Origin of the sequence: Pseudomonas sp. HMSC063H08, assembly GCF_001813645.1 — a bacterium.
GTDB classification, from domain to species: Bacteria; Pseudomonadota; Gammaproteobacteria; order Pseudomonadales; family Pseudomonadaceae; genus Pseudomonas; species Pseudomonas aeruginosa.
The window spans coordinates 18,935-34,412 of record NZ_KV813406.1 but is presented as its reverse complement, the minus strand read 5'-3'; the positions used below and the strand labels follow the sequence as shown (position 1 = coordinate 34,412).

Genomic DNA, 15,478 nt, shown 5'->3' with positions numbered 1-15,478 from the left:
TCGCCCTGTTCGATTCGGCCAATGACGAATGGCTGGAGTGGGCGCCCAGGATCGCCCTGAGGCGCGGGGCCCGTTGATGTCGCATCGCACCGCGGCAGCATGAATCCATTCGATCAACCCAGAAGGAGAACGCCGATGTCCAGGCGCTTGCTTTTCGTGGCCACCCTGGTCGCGACCCTTTCCCTTGCCGCTCATGCCGACGAACCCCTGCCATCGGTCGAGCAGGTGATGAACGAGCACAAGGAAAAGATCAGGAACCAGCTGGAAACCATCAACTACAAGCGCAAACGGATGGTCGAGGCAAACATGGCGCTGGACGGTACCGAAGCCGAGACGTTCTGGCCGATCTATTCACGCTACCGAGGCGAGACGGACAGCCTGCACAAGGAGACATTCCAGCTCCTGCTCGAATATGCCCGCGCCTATGGTTCCGGCAGCATTACCGACGCGGAAGCTTCGAGGATGGTCGACCTCTATCGGGGATTGCAGGAGAAACAGCTGGCCGTGCTGCACCGGTACGTGCAGGAAGTGGCCGAGAAGATGTCACCTCGGCGGGCCATGCGCTTCCTGCAGATCGAAGCGCAACTGGACGCGCTGGAGGCGTTGCAGATCGGCAAGCAGGTTCCGCTGATCAATTGAGTTTCACGGCACCGGCCGCGTCCATGCCTGGGCGAGTTCCGCATCGCCCAGGCGCATCGTTTTGCTCAGCGTGCCGAACGAAGCCGCCGCCACAGCGTGGTCCGGCTGATCCCGAGCCGACGCGCAGCCTCGTCAAGGCTGCCCTGGCAGCTGTCCAGCGTCTCCTGTATGTAGCGCAACTGCGCGGTTTTGCCGATGGCGTGCAAATCCTTTGTGCGCGATGGCTCTTTCCGGGACCTGGGCTGAGGCTGGCCTTCGAATAGCTCGGGCAGCACGCGAGCCAGGTAATGCTCATCCACGCCGTGCTCATGGAAGATTTCGCTGGCGGAGAGCATCGCCCGTTCGATGACATTCTCCAGTTCCCTGACGTTTCCGGGCCAGGAATGGCGGACGAGGTAGGGTAGCAGGAGCGTCGTTATGCCTGCGGCACCCGGTGGCTGGCCCTGGACCAGCAGGCGCTGGCTGATTCCCTGGCAAATCAGAGGAATGTCCTCGGGCCGCTCGCGCAGGGGAGTGGTCTGCAAGCGCAGGATATTCAGCCGGTAATACAGGTCGGTGCGAAACTCGCGATCCTTCATGGCGGCCCCCAGGTCCTTGTGGGTGGCGGCGACGATGCGCACGTCGATGGAGATCGGCTCGGTGCCGCCCAGGCGCAAGACCTCTCGCTCCTGCAATACACGAAGGAGGCGAGTCTGCAGCGACACAGGCATGTCGCCGATCTCGTCGAGGAACAGCGTGCCACGGTGCGCCGCCTCGAACAGGCCGGGCTTGCCGCCTTTGCGCGAACCGCTGAAGGCGCCTTCCTCGTAGCCGAACAGTTCGCTTTCCAGTAGCGACTCGGGAAACGCCGCGCAGTTGATGGCGACGAAAGGCCCGTGCCGGCGAGGGCTCTCGTTATGGATCCCTTGGGCGAGCAGTTCCTTGCCGGTGCCGCTTTCGCCAGTGATCAGGATGGTCGAATGGCTGGCGGCAAAGCGCTTGGCCAGCTGCAACATCTCACGGTTGGCCTTGCTCGCGCCGTTGAGTTGTTCGAGCCGGTAACGCGCGGTGAAGGCACCTGGACGGCGAGTGGAGCGGATGCGTTGATCCGCGCGCTGCACGGCGGTGATGTCCTGGCAGGTGAGCACCAGGCCGGTACGCTCGCCATTCTCCAGGATCGGCAGGAGATTGCTGACCACGGCGTGCGAGCCCAGCCGGATCACCCGGTTTTCCTCGCCACCGCCATCCTCTAGCGCCTGTTGCAGGTCAAGCTCCGGGCATAGCTGCTGTAACGGTCGACCCAGAGCCGAGCTGACCGGCAACTCCAGCAACTGGGCAAGGGCAGGGTTGAGCGATTGCACCACACCCTGGTTGTCGACCGCTGCCACACCGCTTGGAATGTGTTGCAGCACCGCGTCCAGATGCCGCCGCTTGGCGATCTCCAGGCGCTGGCTGTCGAGGACTCCCATGGCTTCCTCGAGCGCCTTGCGCGCAGTGTCTTCGCTCAGCGACAGCACGCCGTGCAGGCCTGCCTGTTCCGCCAGCTCCACCACCGTCGACGAACCGATGATGCTGCGGCAACCCAGCCGGGCTACCTCCAGGACAGCCTGGCGAGCCTCTTCCAGGGTGGTGTAGGCGACCTGGTGAACCTGCACCGTGAACAGCGTTCGCATGGCTTGCAGGTCCCGGTCGATGCGGTTGTAGCTGAGCAGGGCGACATGGGAGGAGTGTTCGCGGGCTTGCTCCAGCGCACGCAACAGGTCTCCGCCGCCAACGCGCATCGTCAGAACCGGACGTGCCAGGTGTCTACGCAGGTAGGCGGCAGTGGCGCCAGCACAGACGAACACGTCGGCCTTGCCGTGCTGTTCGAGATCGCGGGCGGTTTGCAGGGCTTCGGATACCGAGGTGTCGAGCACCTCGATATGGACGTCCGGGTAGCCCGCCGCCAGGCCGGCCACCAGGCTGGCGAGGCGACTGCGCTGCCGAGGTCGTTGAAGGTGACTGACCAGCACGACGACCTGGGAAAGGGGAGGACGCATGTCGAAACCTGTTCAGGATTGAATTGTTTCGATACTGAATCAGTTCGTTGCAAAAGTGAAACCAAGATTGCTTCGTCGAGCGCCATGGAAAAGCCTGGCGCCAGAGAGCGCGCGGGTTACAGGCATATCCCGAAAATTGGCCCAGGCGTTGCTAAAGCTGTCTGACAACATGACTACAGGTAGGCCCTACAACCCCATGAGCACTCCTCCTACGACCGTACGGGACGGCGAGACATTCGTGGCCCCGGACGACCAGCCACTGGTCGAGTTCATCCGCGAGTACGCCGCAGCGAAGCGGGTGGTCATCCAGGCACGCCAGCGCCTGAGCGGCGGCGCCATCCAGGAAAACTGGCTGCTGGACCTGCTGATCGAAGGCGGCCCCTGGGCTGGCGCCCGGCGTTGGGTGCTGCGCAGCGATGCGCTTTCCGCGCTACCCGCCAGCCTGGACCGCGAACAGGAGTTCGCGGTGCTGCAAGTGGTTCATCAGGCCGGTGTGAAAGTACCGCGCCCGCTGTGGCTGTGCCGCGATATGCGCGTGCATGGGCGGGTGTTCTTCCTGATGGAGTACGTGCCGGGTGTCGCCGCCGGTCGCTTGCTCAGCGCCGGCGCCGGCACCCAGGGCCGGGCGCAGCTGGCGGCGCAGCTTGGCGCCAACCTGGCGCGCCTGCATCAGGTTCGCCCGCCGTGCGCCGCGCTGGATTTCCTGCCGATGCCAACCCGCTCACCGGCCTTGGCGACCATCGACGCCTATCGCCACTACCTCGACACCCTCGCCGATGCCTATCCGGTGCTGGAGTGGGGCCTGCGCTGGTGCGAGCTGCACGCACCGCACAACGGCACCCTGTGTCTGTTGCACCGTGACTACCGCACCGGCAACTACCTGGCCAGCGAACAGGGACTCGAAGCCGTACTCGACTGGGAGTTCACCGGCTGGGGCGACCCTTGCGAGGACCTAGGCTGGTTCACCGCCCGCTGCTGGCGCTTCACCCGCCCAGACCTCGAGGCCGGCGGTATCGGCCAACTGGAGGACTTCCTGGGGGGCTACCACGAGGTGTCTCCGCTGCGTATCGAGCGCAGCCAACTGCACTACTGGCAGGTCATGGCCACCCTGCGCTGGGCGGTGATCGCCCTGCAGCAAGGCCAGCGCCACCTGTCCGGCGAAGAGCCGTCCATTGAGCTGGCACTGACCGCACGACTGCTGCCGGAGCTTGAGCTCGACATCCTGCACATGACCGGAGCCGAAGCGCCATGACCCAGCCCGATGCCCATGAACTGCTCGACATCGCTCGCTCGACGCTTCTGGAGCAACTGCTGCCAGCGCTGCCCGGCGAGCTGCGTTACCCGGCCCTGATGATCGCCAATGCCATGGCCATCGCAGCCCGCGAAAGCCGCCTGGGGGCTCTGGCCGAGGACCAGGAGCGGACACGTCTGGCCGCCTTGGTCGACGAGGCGCCCGCAGCCTTGCCCGACCTGCGCCGCCAACTGGCACGGGCCATTCGCCTGGGCAGCCATGACGCCCCGCAAAACCATAGAACCCTGGTCGAGACATTGCGCCAGGTCACCCTCGCCCGATTGGCCATCAGCAATCCCAAGGCCTTGCCCTGAACGGCGTCAGCCATCTCATTCCCGACAGACAAGCACCCAGAAGGACAACCATGAACTTCACCCTCCCGGACGAACTGCTCGCCTTGCAGGCCAAGACCCGAGACTTCATCGCCGAACAGGTCATCCCGCTCGAGAACGACCCCCGCCAGGACAGCCACGGCCCCAGCGACGCCCTGCGCCAGGATCTGGTGGCCCGCGCCCGCGCGGCCGGCTTGCTGACGCCCCACGCCAGCCGCGAAATGGGTGGCCTGGCGCTGAGCCACGTGGCCAAGGCGATCGTCTTCGAAGAGGCCGGCTACTCGCCGCTGGGCCCGGTGGCGCTGAACATCCATGCCCCGGACGAAGGCAACATCCACCTGATGGACGTGGTCGCCACCGAGGCGCAGAAAGACCGCTGGTTGCGCCCGCTGGTCCAGGGCCATGCCCGTTCCTGCTTCGCCATGACCGAGCCTGCGCCAGGCTCAGGCTCGGACCCCTCGATGCTGCGCACCACCGCCACCCGCGATGGCGACGACTACCTGATCAATGGCCGCAAGTGGCTGATCACCGGCGCAGAAGGCGCTGACTTCGGCATCGTCATGGCGCGCATGGAGGATGGTACGGCGACCATGTTCCTGACCGACATGAAGCGTGACGGCATCACCCATGAGCGCCAGTTGGACTCGCTGGACAGCTGCTTCACCGGTGGCCACGGGCAGCTGCGTTTCGACAACCTGCGTATTCCGGCGAGCGATGTGCTCGGCGAGATCGGCAAGGGCTTCCGCTATGCCCAGGTGCGCCTCGCGCCCGCGCGCTTGACCCACTGCATGCGCTGGCTCGGCGCCGCGCGTCGCGCCCACGACATCGCCTGCGACTATGCGCGCACCCGCGACGCCTTCGGCAAGCCGCTGGGCGAGCACCAGGGTGTGGGCTTCATGCTGGCCGACAACATGATGGACCTGCACGTGGTGCGACTGGCGGTGTGGCACTGTGCCTGGGTGCTCGACCAGGGCCGGCGGGCGAATGTCGACTCCAGCATGGCCAAGGTGATCAGCGCCGAGGCGCTGTGGCGGGTGGTCGACCGTTGCGTCCAGGTACTGGGCGGGCGCGGGGTGACCGGAGACACCGTGGTGGAGCGGATCTTCCGCGACATTCGTCCGTTCCGCATCTATGACGGCCCGAGCGAGGTGCACCGCATGAGCCTGGCGAAGAAACTGCTCGACCAGCGCCTGGAGGCCCGCTGATGCAGCCGAACCTGACCCGACTGTTCGCCCTCGACGGGCGCCGCGCCCTGGTGACCGGAGCCTCCAGCGGCCTGGGCCGCCACTTCGCCATGACCCTGGCCGCTGCAGGCGCCGAGGTGGTGGTGACTGCCAGGCGCCAGGCGCCGCTGCAGGCACTGGTGGAGGCCATCGAGGTGGCGGGAGGGCGGGCGCAGGCCTTTGCCCTCGATGTGACCTGCCGTGAGGATATCTGCCGGGTGCTCGATGCCACCGGCCCGCTGGATGTGCTGGTCAACAATGCGGGGGTGAGCGACAGCCAGCCCTTGCTGGCCTGCGACGATCAAAGCTGGGACCGCGTGCTCGACACCAACCTCAAGGGCGCCTGGGCGGTGGCCCAGGAAAGCGCCAGGCGCATGGTCGCGGCGGGGAAGGGCGGCAGCCTGATCAATGTCACTTCGATCCTCGCCAGCCGTGTGGCCGGTGCCGTCGGCCCTTACCTGGCGGCCAAGGCCGGCCTGGCCCACCTGACCCGCGCCATGGCGCTGGAGTTGGCGCGCCATGGCATCCGGGTGAATGCCCTGGCGCCCGGCTACGTGATGACCGACCTGAACGAGGCCTTCCTGGCCAGCGAGGCCGGCGACAAGTTGCGCTCGCGTATCCCCAGCCGCCGCTTCAGCGTGCCGGCGGACCTGGACGGCGCCTTGCTGCTGCTCGCCAGCGATGCCGGGCGGGCCATGAGCGGCGCCGAGATCGTGGTCGATGGCGGCCACCTGTGCAGCAGCCTGTAACGCGCCCTGGCGCAATAACAACAAGAACAGGAGGTATGTATGTGCGTGCAAGACCCGAGCAATGTGTCGATGAGGTGGCTGCCATGATGGTTCCTACCCTCGAGCACGAGCTTGCTCCCAACGAAGCCAACCATGTCCCGCTGTCGCCGCTGTCGTTCCTCAAGCGTGCCGCGCAGGTGTACCCGCAGCGCGATGCGGTGGTCTATGGCGCAAGGCGCTACAGCTACCGCCAGTTGCACGAGCGCAGTTGCGCCCTGGCCAGTGCCCTGGAGCGGGTCGGCGTACAAGCGGGCGAGCGGGTGGCGATACTGGCGCCGAATATCCCGGAAATGCTCGAGGCCCACTATGGCGTACCCGGTGCCGGGGCGGTGCTGGTATGCATCAACATCCGCCTGGAGGCACGCAGCATCGCCTTCATCCTGCGCCACTGCGCGGCCAGGGTGCTGATCTGCGACCGTGAGTTCGGTGCCGTGGCCCAGCAGGCGCTGGCCATGCTCGATGCGCCGCCCTTGCTGGTGGGCATCGACGATGATCAGGCCGAGCGCGCCGACCTCGCCCACGACCTGGACTATAAGGCGTTTCTGGCCCAGGGCGACCCCGGGCGGCCGCTGAGTGCGCCGCAGAACGAATGGCAGTCGATCGCCATCAACTACACCTCCGGCACCACGGGGGATCCCAAGGGCGTGGTCCTGCATCACCGAGGCGCCTACCTGAACGCCTGCGCCGGCGCGCTGATCTTCCAGTTGGGGCCGCGCAGCGTCTACCTGTGGACCTTGCCGATGTTCCACTGCAACGGCTGGAGCCATACCTGGGCGGTGACGCTGTCCGGTGGCACGCACGTGTGCCTGCGCAAGGTCCAGCCAGATGCGATCCACGCCGCCATTGCCGAGCATGCGGTGACCCACCTGAGCGCCGCGCCGGTGGTGATGTCGATGCTGATCCATGCCGAGCATGCCAGCGTCCCTGCCGTGCCGGTATCGGTGATCACCGGCGGCGCCGCGCCGCCCAGCGCGGTCATCGCCGCCATGGAAGCACGCGGCTTCAGGATCACCCACGCCTACGGCATGACCGAAAGCTACGGCCCCAGCACCCTGTGCCTGTGGCAGCCGGGGGTCGACGAATTGCCGCTGGAGGCCCGGGCCCAGTTCATGAGCCGCCAGGGCGTCGCCCACCCGATGCTCGAGGAGGCCACGGTGCTGGATACCGACACCGGCCGTCCGGTCCCGGCCGACGGCCGCACCCTTGGCGAACTGGTAGTGCGGGGCAACACCGTGATGAAAGGCTACCTGCACAACCCCGAGGCCACCCGCGCCGCGTTGGCCGACGGCTGGCTGCACACCGGCGACCTGGCCGTGCTGCACCCGGACGGCTACGTGGAAATCAAGGACCGGGCCAAGGACATCATCATTTCCGGCGGCGAGAACATCAGCTCGCTGGAGATCGAGGAAGTGCTCTACCAGCACCCCGAGGTGGTCGAGGCCGCGGTGGTGGCGCGCCCGGATTCGCGCTGGGGCGAGACACCCCACGCGTTCGTCGCCTTGCGGGCGGATGCCTTACCCAGAACCACGGGTGACGATCTGGTCCGCTGGTGCCGCGAGCGCCTGGCGCACTTCAAGGCGCCGCGGCATGTGACGCTTACCGAACTGCCCAAGACCGCCACCGGCAAGATCCAGAAGTTCGTCCTGCGCGAGTGGGCCCGGCAGGAGGAGGAGGCCGGCGACGCCGGCCGCTGATGGCGCTGCCGCACCCGCACATTCCATAACAATAACTAGGTTGCCCGAGGTGTCCCATGTCCAGCCTGCTATACGCGCGTATCCGCGCCAGTGCCCGGTTCCAGCAACTGGTGGCGCGCCGAAACCGTTTCACCCTGAGCCTGCTTCTGCTGATCCTGGCCACGTTCCACGGCTACATCGCGCTGGTATCGTTCTGCCCCGAGCTGATTGCCAGGCGTCTGGCGCAGGGCTCGAACATGACCTTCGGGGTCGCGGCCGGCGTGTTCCTGTTCGTGTTCTTCTGTGCCTTGTCGGCGCTCTATGTGTACCGCGCCAACGGCGAATTCGATCGCCTGACCCAGGCTCTGGTCGCTGGGCTGGAAGAGGAGCAGGGCGCATGAAGAAGCTCCTTCCCCTGGCGTTGTCGCTGCACTCCGGCCTGCTGTCGGCCTCGCCCGCGTTGGACGCTGGCCAGCGCCAGCCGCTCAACCTGCATGCCATCGGCATGTTCATGGTGTTCGTGCTGTTCACCCTGTGCATCACCTGGTGGGCGGCGCGACGGACCCATTCGACGGCGGATTTCTATAGCGCCGGAGGCGGTATCCGGGGCTGGCAGAACGGCCTGGCGCTGGCCGGCGACTACATGTCCGCCTCCACGCTGCTGGGAATCACCGCGCTCATCTACAGCTCCGGGATGGATGGCTACATCTATCTCATCGCCTTCTTCGCGGGCTGGCCGGTACTGCTGCTATTGATGACCGAGCGGCTGCGCAACCTGGGCCGCTTCACCTTCGCCGACATCACCTCGTACCGTCTCGACCAGGGCAAGGTGCGCACCATGGCCGCCATCGGCTCGCTGACCGTGGTGTGTTTCTACCTGGTGGCGCAGATGGTCGGGGCCGGGCAGTTGATCAGGCTGCTGTTCGGCCTGGACTACCAGATCGCCCTGGTGATCGTCGGTGCGCTGATGATGCTGTATGTGACCTTCGGCGGTATGGTGGCAACCACCTGGGTGCAGATCGTCAAGGCATTCCTGCTGCTGGTCGGCGGCTCGCTGGTGCTGTTCCTGGCGATGCGCGAATTCGACTTCAGCTATGACAGGCTGGTCAGCCAGGCGATGGATAGCCATGCCCTGGGCGAACGCCTGCTGGCCCCTGGTGGCTTGCTGGCCGACCCGTTGACCGCGTTATCGCTGAGCCTGGGGCTGGTGTTCGGCACCGCCGGGCTGCCGCACATCCTGATGCGTTTCTTCACCGTCGGCGATGCCCGGGAGGCGCGCAAGTCGGTGCTCTACGCCACCGGGTTCATCGGCTACTTCTTCAATGTCATTTTCCTGCTGGGCCTGGCGTCGATCGTGATCGTCAGCCAGCAGCCCCGGTTCTTCGAGGGCGGGGAAGCGGGAGGCAAGCTGCTGGGCGGGGGCAACATGGTGGTCATGCACCTGGCCCAGGCAGTGGGAGGTAACCTGCTGCTGGGCTTCCTCTCCGCCGTGACCTTCGCCACCATCCTGGCCGTGGTGTCAGGCCTGGCCCTGGCCGGGGCGTCCGCCATCGCCCATGACCTGTATGCGCGGGTGATCATGAAGGGCGCGGCCAGCGAGGCGCAGGAGCTGCGGGTAACCAAGCTGGCAACCCTGGGCCTTGGCTTGGTGGCGATAGCCCTGGGCATCGTGTTCGAGAACATCAACGTGGCCTTCATGGTCGCCCTGGCCTTTGGCATCGCCGCTTCGGCCAACTTCCCGGTGCTGTTCCTGTCGATGTTCTGGTCCGGGCTGACCACCCGTGGCGCGTTGGCCGGTGGCTACGTCGGGTTGTTCAGCGCCATGGGCTTCGTGGTTTTCTCCAGGCTGGTGTGGGTGGATGTGTTGCACTTCGCCGAGCCGCTGTTCCCCTATACCCAGCCTGCGCTGTTCTCCATGCCGTTGGCGTTCCTGGTGGCGTATGGCGTTTCCCGCCTGGACCGGACCACGCGGGCCATGGCGGAAAGGGAAGCCTTCGCCGACCAGTACGTACGAGGCCAGACCGGCCTTGGCGCCAGCGGAGCCATAGACCACTGAGGCGCACACGATCGCTGTCGAACGGGTGGCAGCGACCGCATGGCAGGCTTTGAGGCTGTCTGTCGCCCGAGGCCTGGCTAGTGCCCCCGGAAGATGTCTCCGATACCGACGGTGGGGTAGTGCTCCATGCGCTGAGCCGTCCCGCGGTTGACGACGGAAGGCTTCGAAAACAGTGCACTCAGGAAGATGACCAATACAAGGACAGCCAGTAGAAAACCGAATCGGCGCATATGATTCTCCAGCGATTTTTTATAGTTGTTGTCTTCGGGCGCTATCCACGAGGACCTTAGAAGAGCAGCGCAGTCACTGTCCCGCCGCGCTTGCGGTGTCGCATTCGCGGGCGAACAGGCGGGTGACGGCTACGATGTCCTGATCGCCATAGCCCATGGCTGCCGCGCGTTGCACGGTCTGGCACAGCGCGTCGAAGACCGGCGTCCAGGCCCCTTGTGCGTGCAGGGCTCCGGCGATATGGGCGAAGGCCTGGGCATGCACATCGAGCCTCGCCTGATCGCCTGCGAAATCCTGCGCTTCCAGCCGACGGACCGCTTCCTCGAGTGCATCGGCGACGAAAAAGCGCGACGTGTCGAGCATGAGCCGAGCGGTCTTCGAAGGCGGCAGGCCGAAGTGGACACCAGCCCCCACGGCCTCGAAGAAAGCCACCATCGCGGCAAACGCATGCGCGTGGAGCACGGTGGCGAAGGCCAATGCTTCGTCCCAGGGGAGGAACGTCGTATGGCCGGCAAGCCCCTCAAGCAGCGCCCGATGCCGTTCGAAGGCCTCAGGATCACCGGTATGAATGCTGTGGCTTTCGCGACGACCAACGTTGCGCGGGTAGGCCACGATCATCCCTTTGACGTAATGGCCGCCCGCGCGGTTGACGAGACTCTGAAGCGCCAGGCCCTCGTCCCGGGCGTTGGTCGTGTAATCCACGAGCGTACGGTTGGCCAGCGCCTGCATCACACCTGGCATCCCGAGCACCTCGTGGGTCGCCTGGTTGTCCAGGAGCACGAAGATCGTGGCCGGGCTTGCAGCCAGCGCGGCTTCGGCGCTCTCGCACAGGTGAGCGCCAGCGGCGACGAGCGCCGCGGCCTTGCCGGGTGAGCGGTTCCAGATCGCCACGCGCCTGCCTTGCCTGAGCAACGCTTGGGCCATGATGGTTCCCATGGCTCCGAGCCCGATCACGGACACTTCGAACTCGACGCTTTCATCATTGTGTTCACGCACGCTCGAGGTCTCCTGATTATTGTTCTGGCTGATGTCCAACAGGTCTCCGGCCTGCGCTTCAACACAGGCCGAAGGGTGACCCTGGCAGCTATTCGCCCAGCGCTGCCGCGACCGATTCGCCGAAGGCCCTGAGGCCGTCTTCGAGTTGGTCGGTCGGAGTGTTCAGCGGTGGCATCAGCTTGATGATTTCGCCATTCGGGCCGCAGCGGTCGACCAGCACGCCCGCTTGCAGCACGCGCTGCTGGGCGTCCTTGGCGACCTCGACGTTGCCGCGGCCGAAATCGATGCCGGCGATCATGCCGCGACAGCGCGCGGACGCGACGCCTGGAATTTCCGCAAAGCCGGCAACCGCGCGCTCCATGGCCGCGCAGTTGTCGGCCAGCAATTTCAGGAACTGCTCATCGTGCCAATAGCTGAGCGCGATGCGGGCGGTCAGGAACGCCAACTGGTTGCCGCGGAAGGTGCCGATGTGATCGCCCGGTTGCCATACATCCAGCCCGGCACGAAGCAACACGATCGCCATCGGCAGGCCGAAGCCGCCGATCGATTTGGCGCAGGTGATCAGGTCCGGCACCACCCCGGAGCGCTCGAAGCCGAAGAAGTCGCCGGTGCGGCCGCAACCGGCCTGGATCTCGTCGCAGATAAGCAGCACGCCGTGGTCGGTGGTCCACTTGCGCAAGCGTTGCAGCCATTGGTTGGAAGCCGGGTAGACGCCGGCCTGGATCTGCACCGACTCGACGATCACCGCCGCCGGCAGCTCCGAGCCGCTGCCCTGGTCGTTGGCCAGGCGCTCGAGGAAGCCAATGCTGTCGAATTCGCCATAGGGGCTGTCTTCGTAGGGCACGAACACCACGTCGGTGGAAAGCCCGGGGCCACGGCGAGTGCGGTTGCCGGTGACGGCCAGGGCGCCGGCGGTCATGCCGTGGTAAGCCCCGTAGAACGATACGACCTTGGTACGCCCGGTCGCCTTGCGCGCCAGCTTCAACGCCGCCTCGACGGCGTCGGCACCGGTCGGGCCGGTGAACTGGACCTTGTAGTCCCAGCCGCGTGGCTTGAGCAGGTCGCGCTCGATCGCTTCCAGGAACTGGCGCTTGGTGGTGGTGTGCAGGTCGAGGGCGTGGGTCACGCCGTTGGCCGACAGATACGCGATCAGCGCATCGCGCATGCGCGGGTCGTTGTGGCCATAGTTCAGGGCGCCGGCGCCGGCGAAGAAGTCCAGGTATTCGCGGCCATCTTCGCCGCGGATCCTGCTGCCTTGGGCGGTATCGAACACCAGGGGCAAGTCGCGGCAGTACATCCGCACGTTGGACTCGAGCCTTTCGAACGTCTCGATGTTGTTCATGCAAACCTCTTGAAAAATGATCTGGGTAGTCCGGGGTGTGGGCGGTCAGTGCTTGAACATCACGTGGCGCACCACGGTGTAGTCTTCCAGGCCGTACATCGACAGGTCCTTGCCGTAGCCGGACAGCTTGACCCCGCCGTGGGGCATTTCGCTGACCAGCATGAAGTGGGTGTTGACCCAGGTGCAGCCGTATTGCAGGCGGGCGGCCAGGCGATGAGCGCGCCCCACATCGGCGGTCCATACCGAAGACGCCAGGCCGTAGTCGGAGTCGTTCGCCCAAGCCAACGCCTGGGCTTCATCCTCGAACGACGAGACGGTCACCACCGGGCCGAAGATCTCGCGGCGCACCACCTCATCCTCCTGCGTAGCGCCGGCCAGGACCGTCGGCTCGAAGAAGAAGCCGGCACCCTCGGCGCGCTTGCCGCCGGTGACCACTTCGATGTGCGGCAACTCCCTGGCCCGGTTCACGAACCCCTCGACACGCTCCAGATGCTCCTTGGTGATCAGCGGTCCCATCTCGGTCGCCGGATCGTCCGGCAGCCCGCACCGGATGCTGGATACGGCCTCGCCGAGCTTGCGAACGAACTCCTGGTAGACCCCTTTCTGCACATAGAGGCGGCACGCGGCGGTACAGTCCTGGCCGGCGTTGTAGAAGCCGAAGGCGCGGATGCCTTCGACGGCGGCGTCGATGTCGGCATCGTCGAAGATCAGTACAGGAGCCTTGCCCCCCAACTCCATGTGCATGCGTTTCACACTCTCGGCCGTACCTTCGATGATCCGGCTGCCGGTGCGCACGGAGCCGGTCAGCGACACCATGCGCACCTGGGCATGGCTGGTCAGCGGCTCACCCACCGAGGCACCTCGACCGTGGACGATGTTGACCACGCCGGCGGGGAAGATCTCGGCAAGCAGCTCGCCCAGTTTCAAGGTACTCAGCGGCGTGTGCTCCGACGGTTTCAGCACCACGGTGTTGCCGCCGGCCAATGCCGGGCCGAGTTTCCACGCTGCCATCAACAACGGATAGTTCCACGGCGCGATGGAGGCGACCACGCCTACCGCGTCGCGGCGGATCATCGAGGTATGCCCCGGGACGTACTCTCCCGCCGCCGAGCCCTGCAGGCAGCGCACGGCGCCGGCAAAGAAACGGAACACGTCCGACACGGCGGGCAGTTCGTCCAGCAGCACGGCGTTGAAAGGCTTGCCGCAGTTGTCCGCCTCCAGGCGAGCGAACACGTGCGCCTGGGCATCGATGCGCTCGGCGAGCTTGAGCAGCAGGGTCGCGCGATCCTTGGGCGGCGTTTGCGACCAGGCGTCGAAGGCCGCATCCGCGCTCTGCACCGCGGCATGGACCTGGGCGCCGCTGGCCTCGGTAATTCGCACCAGGACGTTGCCCTGGGACGGGTTGTACACCGCGTGGCTCTCGCCTTCGCCGGCCACCAGGGCACCATTGATCAGAAGTTTGGTTTGCATATCGATTCTCGCCATTGAAGGGCAGGCTCGAAGCCGGCCTTGTGGTTGTTGTCAGAGCGTTCGATAGAAGGGTGGTCGCTACGCCAGCGCGTCGGGCACCGGGTTGCGGAAGAAGCTGGTCCGGCAAGCGAGATAGACCGCCCCCAGGCCCAGCCAGCTACAGCCCATGATCAGCGCGTCTTTATCCAGGCTGACCAGCATCCACCCGGCCGTGACCAGGCCAACGAGCGGGCAGAGCACCCCGCGCAGCAAGCCTGCCCCGTCTCCGAGGCGGGTATCGAAGGAGAGCCGCAACGCGCAAAGGTTGACTGCGCTGAAGGCGAGAAACGCGCCGAAATTGACCAGGGACGTCGCGGTGGCGATCGTCAGGGCAAAACCCGCGCAGCCGAAAATGCCGCAGAGCAGAATGTTGAAGGCCGGGGTCTTGTAGCGAGGATGCAGGGCACCGAACAGCTTGCGCGGCAGTTGGTTGTCCCGCCCCAGGGCGTACAGCAGCCGGCCCACGCTGGCCTGGAACGACATGCCTGCGGCGAAGTGGGCGATGATGATCCCCGCCAGGACCACGCCGAAGAACAGGTCGCCGCCGATCATGCGGGCGATCTCGAAGGCGGCGCCGTCCACATGCTCGAAGGCGGGGGAGGGGTGCGCCAGGTACATGAAGTACGACGAGCCGACGTAGACCGAGCCGCCGATCAATGCGACCAGCAGGATCGCGCGCGGCAGTGTCCGGTCCGGGTCGCGGGTCTCCTCGCTGAGCGTGGACAGCGCGTCGAAGCCCAGGAACGAGTACGCGGCAATGGCGGCGCCGGCCATGCTGGTGGCGAAGGACACGTCCGGGTTGAAGAACGGCTTGGCCGACAGCAGCCCGCCAGGGCCGTTGGCCGCGACGATGTAGTGCACGCACAGGCTGATGAACACGACGATGATGGCCAGTTGCGCGACCATCAACAGCACGTTGAAGCGGTTGGCGACCTGGATGCCCAGGATATTAAGCAGCGAGGTGGAGACGATGAAGCCGATGATCCACACCCATTGCGGCACCTCTGGAAAGGCCATGTTGAGGTAGCTGGCGCCGAGCAGCCAGATCAGCATCGGGATGAAGAAGTAATCGAGCAGGGCGGCCCAGCCCACCATGAAGCCGAGGTTCGCGCTCAGCATCTTGCGGGTATAGGTGTAGGCCGAACCGGCGACCGGGAACACCCTGACCAGCCGGCCATAGCTCAAGGCCGTGAACACCACGCCGATTGCCGCGATCAGGTAGGCCATCGCCGTGGTGTTGCCGCTGGCCTGCGTGATCACGCCATAGGTGCCGAACACGATCAACGGAGCGAGGAACGCCAGACCGAACAGCAGAACGGAAAACGGACCCAGCGTGCGCTTCAATGAAGCGCCGGCGATTGATTCGCTCATGACGGGCCTCCT

13 protein-coding genes are annotated in these 15,478 nt (G+C 65.7%); 8 read left to right on the top strand and 5 right to left on the bottom strand.

All coding sequences use genetic code 11. The features are described from left to right. Positions 1-135: 135 nt before the first annotated feature. The gene (locus HMPREF2924_RS08935) at positions 136-639 is read left to right on the top strand and encodes a hypothetical protein (protein WP_003089145.1); all 504 of its coding nucleotides are present in this window, start codon (positions 136-138) and stop codon (positions 637-639) included. Between the two features lie 65 nt (positions 640-704). Here HMPREF2924_RS08935 and HMPREF2924_RS08930 read toward each other — a convergent pair whose 3' ends face one another. Then, positions 705-2,657: a sigma-54-dependent Fis family transcriptional regulator gene (locus HMPREF2924_RS08930; RefSeq protein WP_003132042.1), complete on the bottom strand. Its 1,953-nt coding sequence runs from the start codon at positions 2,655-2,657 to the stop codon at positions 705-707. Between the two features lie 238 nt (positions 2,658-2,895). Between HMPREF2924_RS08930 and HMPREF2924_RS08925 the strand changes: the two genes are divergently transcribed. The 7 genes from HMPREF2924_RS08925 to HMPREF2924_RS08895 all read left to right on the top strand — a co-directional run bounded on the left by HMPREF2924_RS08925 (position 2,896) and on the right by HMPREF2924_RS08895 (position 10,020). Next, positions 2,896-3,909 (top strand): phosphotransferase family protein, encoded by a 1,014-nt coding sequence (locus HMPREF2924_RS08925; protein ID WP_031656737.1) that lies wholly within the window; start codon positions 2,896-2,898, stop codon positions 3,907-3,909. Next, entirely contained in the window at positions 3,906-4,262 is a 357-nt protein-coding gene (locus HMPREF2924_RS08920; RefSeq protein WP_003089151.1) for a DUF6285 domain-containing protein, read from the top strand. The genes HMPREF2924_RS08925 and HMPREF2924_RS08920 overlap by 4 nt, the downstream gene beginning before the upstream one ends. Before the next feature lie 50 nt (positions 4,263-4,312). Then, positions 4,313-5,485 carry an acyl-CoA dehydrogenase family protein gene (locus tag HMPREF2924_RS08915; protein ID WP_003132040.1) on the top strand — a complete coding sequence of 391 codons (1,173 nt, stop codon included), beginning with the start codon at positions 4,313-4,315 and terminating at the stop codon, positions 5,483-5,485. Continuing rightward, entirely contained in the window at positions 5,485-6,252 is a 768-nt protein-coding gene (locus HMPREF2924_RS08910; RefSeq protein ID WP_003132039.1) for an SDR family NAD(P)-dependent oxidoreductase, read from the top strand. The genes HMPREF2924_RS08915 and HMPREF2924_RS08910 overlap by 1 nt, the downstream gene beginning before the upstream one ends. A gap of 86 nt (positions 6,253-6,338) precedes the next feature. Next, complete coding sequence (locus HMPREF2924_RS08905) at positions 6,339-7,985, top strand: long-chain-fatty-acid--CoA ligase (protein ID WP_073657028.1); 1,647 nt, start codon at positions 6,339-6,341, stop codon at positions 7,983-7,985. 56 nt (positions 7,986-8,041) lie between these two features. After that, complete coding sequence (locus HMPREF2924_RS08900) at positions 8,042-8,365, top strand: DUF485 domain-containing protein (protein WP_003089157.1); 324 nt, start codon at positions 8,042-8,044, stop codon at positions 8,363-8,365. Then, positions 8,362-10,020 (top strand): cation acetate symporter, encoded by a 1,659-nt coding sequence (locus tag HMPREF2924_RS08895; protein ID WP_003089159.1) that lies wholly within the window; start codon positions 8,362-8,364, stop codon positions 10,018-10,020. Before HMPREF2924_RS08900 ends, HMPREF2924_RS08895 begins: the two co-directional genes overlap by 4 nt. A 303-nt stretch (positions 10,021-10,323) precedes the next feature. On the opposite strand, the gene HMPREF2924_RS08885 is transcribed toward HMPREF2924_RS08895, so the two are convergent. From HMPREF2924_RS08885 to HMPREF2924_RS08870, 4 genes are all read right to left on the bottom strand, one after another. Beyond that, positions 10,324-11,244 (bottom strand): NAD(P)-dependent oxidoreductase, encoded by a 921-nt coding sequence (locus HMPREF2924_RS08885; protein ID WP_003124630.1) that lies wholly within the window; start codon positions 11,242-11,244, stop codon positions 10,324-10,326. An 88-nt stretch (positions 11,245-11,332) separates the two neighbouring features. Continuing rightward, entirely contained in the window at positions 11,333-12,586 is a 1,254-nt protein-coding gene (locus HMPREF2924_RS08880) for an aspartate aminotransferase family protein (protein ID WP_003132037.1), read from the bottom strand. Between the two features lie 45 nt (positions 12,587-12,631). Next, positions 12,632-14,056: a gamma-aminobutyraldehyde dehydrogenase gene (locus tag HMPREF2924_RS08875; RefSeq protein ID WP_003132035.1), complete on the bottom strand. Its 1,425-nt coding sequence runs from the start codon at positions 14,054-14,056 to the stop codon at positions 12,632-12,634. 78 nt (positions 14,057-14,134) lie between these two features. Further along, positions 14,135-15,466, bottom strand: coding sequence for an APC family permease (locus HMPREF2924_RS08870; RefSeq protein ID WP_003132033.1), 1,332 nt, complete (start codon positions 15,464-15,466; stop codon positions 14,135-14,137). Between the last annotated feature and the right edge of the window lie 12 nt (positions 15,467-15,478).

Bases quoted from the DNA above. Each gene is read 5' to 3' on its own strand.
- HMPREF2924_RS08935 (WP_003089145.1), top strand. From the start codon at position 136: ATGTCCAGGCGCTTGCTTTTCGTGGCCACCCTGGTCGCGACCCTTTCC.
- HMPREF2924_RS08930 (WP_003132042.1), bottom strand. From the start codon at position 2,657: ATGCGTCCTCCCCTTTCCCAGGTCGTCGTGCTGGTCAGTCACCTTCAA.
- HMPREF2924_RS08920 (WP_003089151.1), top strand. From the start codon at position 3,906: ATGACCCAGCCCGATGCCCATGAACTGCTCGACATCGCTCGCTCGACG.
- HMPREF2924_RS08915 (WP_003132040.1), top strand. From the start codon at position 4,313: ATGAACTTCACCCTCCCGGACGAACTGCTCGCCTTGCAGGCCAAGACC.
- HMPREF2924_RS08910 (WP_003132039.1), top strand. From the start codon at position 5,485: ATGCAGCCGAACCTGACCCGACTGTTCGCCCTCGACGGGCGCCGCGCC.
- HMPREF2924_RS08905 (WP_073657028.1), top strand. From the start codon at position 6,339: ATGGTTCCTACCCTCGAGCACGAGCTTGCTCCCAACGAAGCCAACCAT.
- HMPREF2924_RS08900 (WP_003089157.1), top strand. From the start codon at position 8,042: ATGTCCAGCCTGCTATACGCGCGTATCCGCGCCAGTGCCCGGTTCCAG.
- HMPREF2924_RS08895 (WP_003089159.1), top strand. From the start codon at position 8,362: ATGAAGAAGCTCCTTCCCCTGGCGTTGTCGCTGCACTCCGGCCTGCTG.
- HMPREF2924_RS08880 (WP_003132037.1), bottom strand. From the start codon at position 12,586: ATGAACAACATCGAGACGTTCGAAAGGCTCGAGTCCAACGTGCGGATG.
- HMPREF2924_RS08875 (WP_003132035.1), bottom strand. From the start codon at position 14,056: ATGCAAACCAAACTTCTGATCAATGGTGCCCTGGTGGCCGGCGAAGGC.
- HMPREF2924_RS08870 (WP_003132033.1), bottom strand. From the start codon at position 15,466: ATGAGCGAATCAATCGCCGGCGCTTCATTGAAGCGCACGCTGGGTCCG.